A 9,930-nucleotide genomic window follows, 5' to 3' on the forward strand; every position below is an offset into this window, starting at 1 on the left:
AAAACCAGGTTGTTATTGCAAAATAACTGCAGAATCGAACACTTTTATTCGTTTATTTAAAACAGACAGACGATTCGCTAGAATTCTAGCCATGCACATATGAAATTGAACCAATAGTAATGGTTTTTTTTCTGAAAGCTCTTCTATAGATTTCAAGTCAATTTCATAAATAATTGTTTTTTCATTCGTTTTTAATGTTGCGGTGCGAATTTTATGAGTATACATTGCAATTTCACCTAAAACGTTTCCTGAACCGACGATAAGCACACGTTTATCACCAACAAAAGCGGAAACCTTGCCACGATGAATAAAATAAACACTCATCGATTCATCTCCCTCATGACAAATCTCATCATTCGAACCATACAATTTTACTACGGCTTTTTCAGTTATCCATTCTACTAATTCAAGAGAAAACCCCAAATAAAGCAATTGGCGCTCAATTGCAGCATCCTCAAGATTCATACTCTGGGCATATTTTACTAAAACTTGCTCTTCACACCACTCCAAAGCCGATTCATGATCATTAAATAAATTAACCCAATTTGTTTCTGGCTGTAATAAATTAGTTTTCATTAATTCATGATAGACAACGGGTTTCAACGAACAAAACACAAACATAAGACCATTTTTTTCTGCATATAGTTTTAAATTTTTCATTAAAATAATACGAGAAGAATCTATATTATGTACAAGTTCAAAGTCTAGAATGATATATCGAGCTTTTTTAATATCTTTTATTAATTGAAGTAACCTATAAATAGAGCCAAAGAAAAGAAATCCCTGTAATTTCAAAAACTGAATTTCATCTCCTTGTTCCAATAAAATTGCTTGGGATATCGGATTTCTTTCAAAAGAGGAGTTATAGTCTGACCCGGAAAATAAGTACTTAACTGGATTTATTTTGCTATAGCGAAAAGCAAAAATAAAAATGGAAATAACTGTACCTATAGCTACCGCCGTAATCATATTAAAGATAATAGCAATAACTAATATCAACAAAACTATTAAATATTCACTTAAATTTAATAAGCGCCAAGTATTAATTAGCCATTCTGATAGAAAACATATGGCTATATAAAACAAATAACAACCGATGGCCACTTTAGGGAAACATTCAACTACCACCGCACCAAACAACAAAATAAGTATCATAGGCACAAAAGCCATAATTCCTATAATGCGAGATTCCCCATACTCTTTAGCTAGAGAAGATGCGGACAAAGACAAATATCCAACAGTACCACCAGCCAATCCACTCAACATATTACCAACACCTGCAATACGTAGCTCTTTATTTAAATCCATTGACCTATTAGCAAACAACTCATAACTACTGGCGTTTAATAATAAAGCAATAAAACTCACTAATATAACCAAACCCATATAATTCAACAAAGTCATCGAGAATGGATAATGAATCATTTGAAATATCTCAGGCTTCATAATCGAATCAATATGACCTTGATTGAAAGGCCCTAAGACGTAGCCTTCATTTGGGTCTACCAGATAATCAAAATTAAAAACATAAAAAAGGGTATAAAATAAAATTACAAGAAAAATAAATACGAACTGAAGAGTATATCGATAACCTAGTTTTTCTTTAAAAATATAGACTATTAATCCCGCAATAAAACCAGGACCCCACAACATTAATTCCTTTTTGTGAAAAAAAACAAACCAATTTTCTTGTAATGTTTTCCCTACCAGTAATGCAAATGTTCCTGATAAAACTAACCAACCTGTGGCAGCCATGAACCCACAAATCACAGGATATGGCAGGTAACGAATAATGTTTCCAAACTTAAATTTTCCAACAAAATAAAATGACAACCCGGTTAAAAATGTTGTAATACCAAGAAAAAAAAGGACGGTAATAAATGTAGCCTGACTTGTAGAATCTGATGGCAGTGATTTAATTATTACTAAAGCCATTGCTGAATATAAAATTGCGGCCTCATCTTGTAATTGAGCGATCGCATAGGGAGGTGAAGAAAGAAGCAAGTTACTAACGCTTATAATAATTACTGAAATTGCTAATATATTAATAACCAGCGGAATATAACTCTCAATTGCACCTTGATAAATTAGTGAAGAAAATGCAGCGATGCTGATCATATTGTCAATACTTATGACCAATCCTGCAAAAATAGCCAAAATCAAATGACTTCGAGTCATCCTATCTCTCATTAATTAATTTCATGACAAAAAGATTGCCTTAATATATAAAACAAAACTCAGTTTTTCATATTTCTAACACAATTAAAATAGCAACCTAATTGTTCTCAGATTATTACGTAAAATCTTTTACCTGATCTGGGTGGAACTACTTCACTTCTATTAAGGAACCAGAGAGGTAGCCTGTGCTTAGTTAATTGAGCAGATTAAATTAAGAATAAGTATAGGCAATACCCATTCCCTCCTTATAACGCATTGGAAAAAGATGAAAAAAGCTGAATTTGTTCTATTGTAAAATCTACCTATCCACTATGAATCAATTCCCTGCGCTAAATTTCGCAACAACAAAAGAAATTTGGAAAAACTCAGTCGTTACATTAAACGCCCTGTGATTCCCGGTTGATCCATGATTACCATACCACTATCATAGCACTTCAATCCTTTTTAAGTTCATCAGTCACCACAACTGACAAAGCTAATCGACAGAATTTTATCCTAATTAAAACTGAATAATCGATATAAAAAATATCTGGAAATCTACTAACTCTTTCCATAAACTGTCTTCGATTTTTTAGACTTAAGGACTATTATGAAAAGCAAATTAGGAACTGCAGGTTTATTATGTACTGCTTTGTTTTTATCTCCCTCCTATGCAATTAATCTGGATCAAATCACAGTATCTAATCCAGTAATGGGTAGTCGTACCATTACTTATGAACAAATTGGTGAATTTGCTGTAGTTGAAGGTGATATTCTCATCGGGAAAGCAGCTAATCTTAAAAACCAAGGGGCTGTTATTACACCCAAAGTGGGAGGAACGCGTTGGCCTAATGGTGTCATCCCTTATGAAATCTCCGAAAACTTACCCTTCATAAATAAATTAGCCATTCTTCAAGCCATTGATCATTGGCAAAAGAATACTAATATCGAGTTTGTTGAATTAACTTCTAAAAATCGTTATGACTACCGCGATTATATTTCCTTTATTCCCGCTGAAGGCACAACCTGCTCTTCCTACGTTGGCCGCCAAGGTGGAAAACAAGAGATTAATTTGGCGCCACGTTGCACTACCATGAATACTGTACATGAAATTGGACATGCTTTGGGTATGTGGCATGAGCAATCAAGAGCTGATAGAAATCAATATATTCGTATCGTTTGGGAAAATATTGATGAAGATCATAAATTCAATTTTGATCAACATTTAACAGATGGGAAGGATATTGGTGAATACGACTATGGATCTATTATGCATTATGGCCGACTTGCTTTTTCTAAAAATGGCCAATCAACCATCATACCTTTAATTGATGGAGTTGAGATAGGGCAGCGAACTCATTTGAGTGAAAAAGACATCGCCGCCATTAAAGCAATGTATCCTGAAGTTTAATTTGGAGTAGTTGCTAACGCCATATACCCATCTTTTTCCTCTGAAGGAGCGGCTAAAGCAAGTTGTTTAGCCGCTTTAGCATCAGAGTGTTGATTATAAGCATGGAAAATTTCATAGCCAACATACATGGCAGTTAAGACAATAGCAGCAGGCCAACAAATTGCGAAGGTAGTTATCAACACCATAGGCATAACTGTATTTTTTACCATAGTAAAAATAAAATCATTTCGAGCTGCTTCGTACTCCTTAAGAGCAACAGGAAGATTTTTACCAGTTAATTGAGCTTCCTCTAAATACAAACTTTTTTCCATGTATTTTGAATAAGCTCCTGTAGAAAGATACATCGCTACAGCAAGGGTACATACAAAAAAGCAACCAACAACCAATACAGGAGGACTGACTAACATGGATGCAGTAAATCCCATCATCAATAATGCCGCTGCCGCAGCAACAAAATAGAAAGTAGCTTCCTGAGTTTTGTAGTTAATCTCAAGTTCTCTAAGCTGTTTATTTAACATCTCTATATGCAACAATCGCTGTTCAGCAGTCATTTTTTTAAATTTTTCCGGATTATTGTAGTCTTCAATTTCCTGTAAATACTGGGCTTTCTTAACTAAATACTCTTGTTTCGCCAGGTTGCATTTATATAAAGCCATGCAAACGTCGAACCCTAAAAAGACAGAAGTAATTATACCTGCAGCAGGTCCTGAAATATGAAAAAGATAATTAAAATTGGTAAGCAAATTGATCGTAGCCCAAACTAAATCATTTGCAAAATTACAATGCCTCTTATAAAGCTCGTGTTTAAACCGATCCCAGGCAGAAGTAACTTCTGGAATATGTCCTGTTTGTTTGGTTATTATCTCTTTCACTTCTTCTGAATTTAAACGAATGGATATATCCTTATTCATTTTTTTCAGTAAAGCATCTTTTAACTTGTTATTTTCATTTATATTCAATTTTTCTGCTTTACCACTTCTTGGAATGTAATAGAGTGCTACTTCTTCCTCATCGTCTTCGTGAACTAGAATATAACTGTTCCTATACGCTTCAAGGCTCGCAGGACCTGGTAAATAGTCCATATGATGAACTTCACAACCATTTTCTGCCCCTTTTTCTAATTCGGTAGGGAAAAAGGTGTGTCTTAATAACATACCACCATCTATCATGAATCGAATCAAAAAGAACCCTACACTGAAATAATTTATAACCCCAGAAGGAGCCTGAAAAACTGAAATAATTTTATCTACATCAGTATGGGTTCCTAAAATAGCATCCAGTTTATCAATAATTTTAAGATCTCTTGCCAAGGTCAACCCATTGGTTAAAGTCAATCGACAAAATGCCCAGTAGATACGGCATAGATTGGAATAAGCTACGTAATCTCTGATCTTGGATACATGAAAGGGAGAACTGATTAAATTACGAAATCCACTAAGAAATGAGTCGTACAAAGATTGAATAAACCCAGACTCTGGCTCGTCCATTTTGACATTATTTAAACGATCTTTAATTTTTTGTTTTATTTTGGCATATTCAGCTTGTTTACCAGTTTGTGAATAAGCTTTATAAAAAGCTTCCAGTAAAGAAGCGCAGTAATAGCAATACAGCCAAAAGATTTCCTTATTTTCGTCTTCTTGCTGTTGCAATACGGTAAACATTTGAGTGAATTCGGTTTCTAAATCTTGCTTATGACGTAATATAAATGTGTAATCTATGGTTTCTACTCGATCATTAATTATTGTAATTTTGGAATCTAATTTTCCTTTCATAGGAATTTGAGAAAAAAACTGTTGTTTGTCCCTACGAAAAGCAGCACTTTGACTTGAGTAGACCATAACAATAACTCACAAAAATTATACAGGAAGTTTTTTAATAATACGTTACCACTTGATATGTATTTTGACAAGCTTTTTTGTATTATTATTTTACATATTGTTTTGTGATTAAAATGAGACTATTGTCTATTATTTGCCAATACAAAAACTGGAAAAAATCTTCCCTAGCAAATCATCTGAAGTAAATTCACCGGTAATTTCGCATAAGATTTGATGAGCCAAACGCAAATCTTCTGCTAATAATTCACCTGCTTTGTGATTTGTTAATTGCGTTTGGCCAGTTTGTAATAAGGCTTTTGCTTCATCTAGAGCCTGTAGATGACGCCTTCGAGCTAAAAATTGGCCTTCAGTCGGTTGATATCCAACTAATTGTTTTATTACTTTTTTAAGTCCATCAATTCCATCCCCAGACTTTGCAGACAGATAAACTGTTTGTTCATTACATTTCGCTGGGATTTTTATAGTATCAATTTTGTTATATACAGTAATTATGGGCACTTGCTTTGGTATTGTTAATTGAAGTTCATTGATTAAAGAACTTTCTTGATCAAGACTATTGACATCGATAACCAGTAAAACACAATCTGCTCGTTTCAACTCCTGCCAAGCCCGTTTTATTCCCTCTTTTTCCACTAAATCGTCGCTGTCACGTAATCCAGCGGTATCAATAATATGTAAAGGAATATCATCCAATAAAATATGCTCGCGCATAATATCTCGAGTGGTACCAGCAATTTCGGTGACAATAGCAACATCTCGCCCAGCAAGATTGTTAATTAAAGTGGATTTTCCCGCATTAGGTCTACCCGCGATTACTAAGGATAATCCTTCACGTAATAAAACACCTTGGTTTGCTTGAGAGCGTATAACATCTAATTGCTTTATAATTTTTTGTAGCAATCCACCTACTTTTCCATCATTAAGAAAGTCAATTTCCTCTTCGGGAAAATCAATAGCTGCTTCTACATACATTCGCAGATAAATTAGCTCTTCATTCAATTGGTTAATTTTTTTAGAAAAATCACCTTGTAATGATTTTAAAGCCATACGAGCCGCTGTGTCTGAGCTAGCCTGGATTAAATCAGCAATTGCCTCCGCTTGAATCAAGTCAATTTTATCGTTAAGAAAAGCCCTTTCAGAAAACTCACCAGGCCTGGCTAAGCGGGCACCAAATGCTATTGATTCTTTAATTAATAAATCCAAAACTACGGGTGAACCATGCGCTTGAATTTCAACGACATCCTCACCAGTAAAGGAATGAGGAGCTTTAAAATAGAGAACTATTCCTTGATCAATAATGTCATTATTTGTTTTATATAAAGAACAAAATGTTGCTAAACGCGGTGGTAATGCTTTGTTCCCATTCAACTTGAGAGCAATTGCATAGGCATCTGGGCCTGATATTCTAACTATTCCTACCCCACCACGTCCGGGTGGGGTAGCTATGGCAACGATAGTATCTACTGACATTTATTTTGCTGCTGCAACAACCTTTTTAATAGGTTTTTCATCTGAATATTTTCGCGTTATGTACCACTGCTGCAATATAGACAATGTATTATTAACTATCCAGTACAAAACCAGACCGGAAGGAAAATTCCAAAACAGCGCAGTAAATAATATTGGTAGAAACATCATTACTTTTGCTTGCATTGGATCAGCAGGCGCTGGATTTAATTTTTGCTGAACCAACATGGTTGCACCCATTATCAAGGGGAGAACATGATATGGATCCGCTGAAGCCAAATCGTTTATCCAAAATATAAATGGAGCTTGCCTTAATTCAACGCTTTCTAATAAAACCCAATACAGAGCAATAAAAACAGGAATTTGAATTAAAATAGGTAAACACCCACCTAAAGGATTAACTTTTTCCTGCTTATAAAGTTCCATAGTAGCTTGGCTTATTTTGGCTTTATCATCACCATATCGCTCGCGCAAGGCCTGTAGTTTGGGTTGCAACTTTCGCATACTAGCCATTGATTTATAGCTTGTAGCTGATAATCGATAAAAAGCCAATTTAATAAGAACAGTCACAATAACAATTGACCAGCCCCAATTACCAACAACACTATAGATTGCCTTCATTAAAGAAAATAATAACGAAGACAAAAACCATAAAATTCCATAATCAACAGTTAGGTCCAAAGAGGGAGATATACTCTTTAAAACACTGGTAATTTCAGGACCTATATATAATTTAGAACCGACAGCCTTCTCTTCATTAGGTTTAACATTGATTGCCTGGCTTACAGCACCAATTGTATAATCTTTATTTGTAGCTAGTGTATAAAATTTATTTTCGCTATCCGCATTGGGAACCCAGGCACTCAAAAAGTAGTGTTGTTGCATGGCAATCCACCCACCTTTGGCATCTACATCCAAATTGGATTTACTCATATCACTAAAACTAACTTTTTGATAACGACTTTTACCGGGATTTGAAAAGGATGCGCCAGTATAAGACCCAATGTGAAAAATGCTTGATTTATCTTCCTTGGGAGAACTGCGTAATAACTGGGTATTTAAATAACCTTTCCATAGTGTTGTGCTTGGATTGGCTATCTTATAATTAACATCGATTAAATAACTTCCCTTCGTAAATACAAATTCCTTTTTTACATCCAAACCATCTTTGCTTTTACCATCAAGAGTCACTATCAGCTGGTTTTGATCTGGTTTTAATTCATAATATTCTTTTTTTGAAGTAAAATCGAAATATAATGGTTGGAGCTTTTGACCATCAAAAACAGAAAGGCTGCTATTCGCTACGTAGCGCTCATTAAGTTGATTTTGTAACAAGGGAAATGGTTTATTTTTGTCTTCAACACTAAGTGGATAATCAAGTAGTAGACCTTTAACAATATCCCCATTCTTTAAATCAATTGCAATATCCAAAACATCTGTTTTCACTTGAATCATTTGTTTTGTACTTGTTACTTTTTCCTCTGGTTCTGCCTTCAATGTTAAAGATTGTTCGGCATCAGAAGGGATTATTTGAGGTAATAAATGCCCATCTGCAGTTAATTGGTTTGCAGTTTTTTGATCTACTGGTGGTTTGGCAGGATAATCAATTTGCCAAGCATTCCAAAGAGATAAACCAATAAGCGCAAGCGCCATATATAAAACTATACGTCGTATATCCATTAAATATTCTCATCGTTAGGGAGTAAAGGATCATAACCACCTTTTGACCATGGATGGCAACGGGCTAATCTTTTGACTGCCATCCATAAACCTTTGATTATGCCATAATGTTTAATCGCACTATCAGCATATTCTGAACAACTTGGATAATAGCGACAGCATGGTGTTATCAAAGGGCTAATAAAATACTGATATATTTTTATCGGTAAGCAAACTATTTGCCGTAGCATGAGGTTAATTTTTCCCATGTTTTGTTCAATTTAGTATTTATACTTAAATTAGTTTTCTTTGTTAGGCCTGGTCTTGCCAAAACAATCATATCTACTGCAGGCAAGCAAGTCTGGCGAAAACTTTCTCTAAGTAGCCGTTTAATACGATTTCTGTCATGAGCCTTAATTATCATCTTTTTTGATAATGCTAATCCAAGACGAGCATAACCTAACTTATTTTCTCTAAAAAGAAAAATGAACTCATCTGTTATAATTTTTTTTGCGTGTTCAAACACGTAATTAAAGTCATTCTTTTTTAGTAATCTTTGTGTTTTTTTGAATGAAAACACTTACTTACGCTGACAAACGCTTGCGGCCTTTAGCTCGACGTCTTTTTATAACTAATCTGCCTGCACGAGTAGACATACGCAAGCGAAACCCATGATCACGTTTGCGCTTTAAATTACTGGGTTGAAAAGTACGTTTCATGATAAACCTGTTCCTAAATTTATGAGGTTGGCAATCATAGAAAACTTTTTGTCAACTGTCAATTTAGATAATTGATTATTTATTGTGTCATTGTTTTTATATTCACACGGTATAATAACATTAAATTTATTTATTTTTAAAATTTGTTTTTATTATATGGTAATTAGATTACTGTTGATAACTTTGATTTTTTTATTAATTTCAATAGGTTATTTTGTTTTTAAGTCTGTTTGTAACTCATATGTATTGGTGTGATTTATTTGTTACTTTTTATATTTTTAAATATTACTACTATTTTATTTTCTGCTTTTTCACTTAGTTCCTATGTACTTATCCATAAGGAAATATATTCAAAATGTTTTTATTATGAGCTAATTGAGTCTTGTTTTCTTAAATATCTTTAATTTTTATGTATCTTATAAATGAAATTTAAATTCACTGAACTGTATCCAGAGTATTTTTTAAGCTAACAAATATTTTCTTTATTACTATATATTCATTTGATTTTTGAACTTACATTTTATAAATTCCTTGTGTGATTGTTTTAATTTTGTGGATAACTTTCCTTTTTTTTTTAGCTGAGTATAATCATTTGTTGTTTATAAACGTGGAATTGAATCCCTTTTTGTTTTTAAATTTTTTATCAATTGATAAATTCTTATAATTAATCTTTATTAAT

Annotated in this window: 8 protein-coding genes; 1 reads left to right on the plus strand and 7 read right to left on the minus strand. The window is 33.6% G+C overall.

Annotated features, from left to right (window positions below; translation table 11 throughout):
• Nucleotides 1-12: 12 nt before the first annotated feature.
• Nucleotides 13-2,178 carry a SulP family inorganic anion transporter gene (locus tag ACZ5EK_RS15780; RefSeq protein ID WP_464430685.1) on the minus strand — a complete coding sequence of 722 codons (2,166 nt, stop codon included), beginning with the start codon at nucleotides 2,176-2,178 and terminating at the stop codon, nucleotides 13-15.
• Nucleotides 2,179-2,767: 589 nt separating this feature from the next.
• Here ACZ5EK_RS15780 and legP point away from each other — a divergent pair.
• A complete protein-coding gene (gene legP, locus ACZ5EK_RS15785) occupies nucleotides 2,768-3,568 on the plus strand; it encodes a Dot/Icm T4SS effector Zinc-dependent metalloprotease LegP (RefSeq protein ID WP_464430687.1) in 801 nt (266 codons plus the stop codon).
• Here legP and ACZ5EK_RS15790 read toward each other — a convergent pair.
• The 6 genes from ACZ5EK_RS15790 to rpmH form a co-directional block, all read right to left on the minus strand.
• Nucleotides 3,565-5,406, minus strand: coding sequence for a hypothetical protein (locus ACZ5EK_RS15790; protein WP_464430689.1), 1,842 nt, complete (start codon nucleotides 5,404-5,406; stop codon nucleotides 3,565-3,567). The genes legP and ACZ5EK_RS15790 overlap by 4 nt on opposite strands.
• 129 nt (nucleotides 5,407-5,535) lie before the next feature.
• A complete protein-coding gene (gene mnmE / locus ACZ5EK_RS15795) occupies nucleotides 5,536-6,876 on the minus strand; it encodes a tRNA uridine-5-carboxymethylaminomethyl(34) synthesis GTPase MnmE (RefSeq protein ID WP_464430691.1) in 1,341 nt (446 codons plus the stop codon).
• Nucleotides 6,877-8,553 (minus strand): membrane protein insertase YidC, encoded by a 1,677-nt coding sequence (gene yidC, locus ACZ5EK_RS15800; protein WP_464430692.1) that lies wholly within the window; start codon nucleotides 8,551-8,553, stop codon nucleotides 6,877-6,879. It abuts the gene before it with no gap.
• Entirely contained in the window at nucleotides 8,553-8,801 is a 249-nt protein-coding gene (gene yidD, locus ACZ5EK_RS15805) for a membrane protein insertion efficiency factor YidD (protein ID WP_464425861.1), read from the minus strand. The genes yidC and yidD overlap by 1 nt, the downstream gene beginning before the upstream one ends.
• Nucleotides 8,768-9,112 carry a ribonuclease P protein component gene (rnpA, locus tag ACZ5EK_RS15810; protein WP_464430693.1) on the minus strand — a complete coding sequence of 115 codons (345 nt, stop codon included), beginning with the start codon at nucleotides 9,110-9,112 and terminating at the stop codon, nucleotides 8,768-8,770. The genes yidD and rnpA overlap by 34 nt, the downstream gene beginning before the upstream one ends.
• A gap of 4 nt (nucleotides 9,113-9,116) precedes the next feature.
• On the minus strand, nucleotides 9,117-9,251 hold the full coding sequence (gene rpmH, locus ACZ5EK_RS15815) for a 50S ribosomal protein L34 (RefSeq protein WP_010948689.1): 135 nt from the start codon (nucleotides 9,249-9,251) through the stop codon (nucleotides 9,117-9,119).
• Nucleotides 9,252-9,930: the final 679 nt, after the last annotated feature.

It is taken from the genome of Legionella sp. JM-2024 (genome assembly GCF_055389095.1).

What these genes read in the sequence shown, in the direction of transcription:
- yidC (WP_464430692.1), bottom strand. Translation starts at nt 8,553, where the DNA reads ATGGATATACGACGTATAGTTTTATATATGGCGCTTGCGCTTATTGGT.
- ACZ5EK_RS15790 (WP_464430689.1), bottom strand. Translation starts at nt 5,406, where the DNA reads ATGGTCTACTCAAGTCAAAGTGCTGCTTTTCGTAGGGACAAACAACAG.
- mnmE (WP_464430691.1), bottom strand. Translation starts at nt 6,876, where the DNA reads ATGTCAGTAGATACTATCGTTGCCATAGCTACCCCACCCGGACGTGGT.
- yidD (WP_464425861.1), bottom strand. Translation starts at nt 8,801, where the DNA reads ATGGGAAAAATTAACCTCATGCTACGGCAAATAGTTTGCTTACCGATA.
- rpmH (WP_010948689.1), bottom strand. Translation starts at nt 9,251, where the DNA reads ATGAAACGTACTTTTCAACCCAGTAATTTAAAGCGCAAACGTGATCAT.
- ACZ5EK_RS15780 (WP_464430685.1), bottom strand. Translation starts at nt 2,178, where the DNA reads ATGACTCGAAGTCATTTGATTTTGGCTATTTTTGCAGGATTGGTCATA.
- legP (WP_464430687.1), top strand. Translation starts at nt 2,768, where the DNA reads ATGAAAAGCAAATTAGGAACTGCAGGTTTATTATGTACTGCTTTGTTT.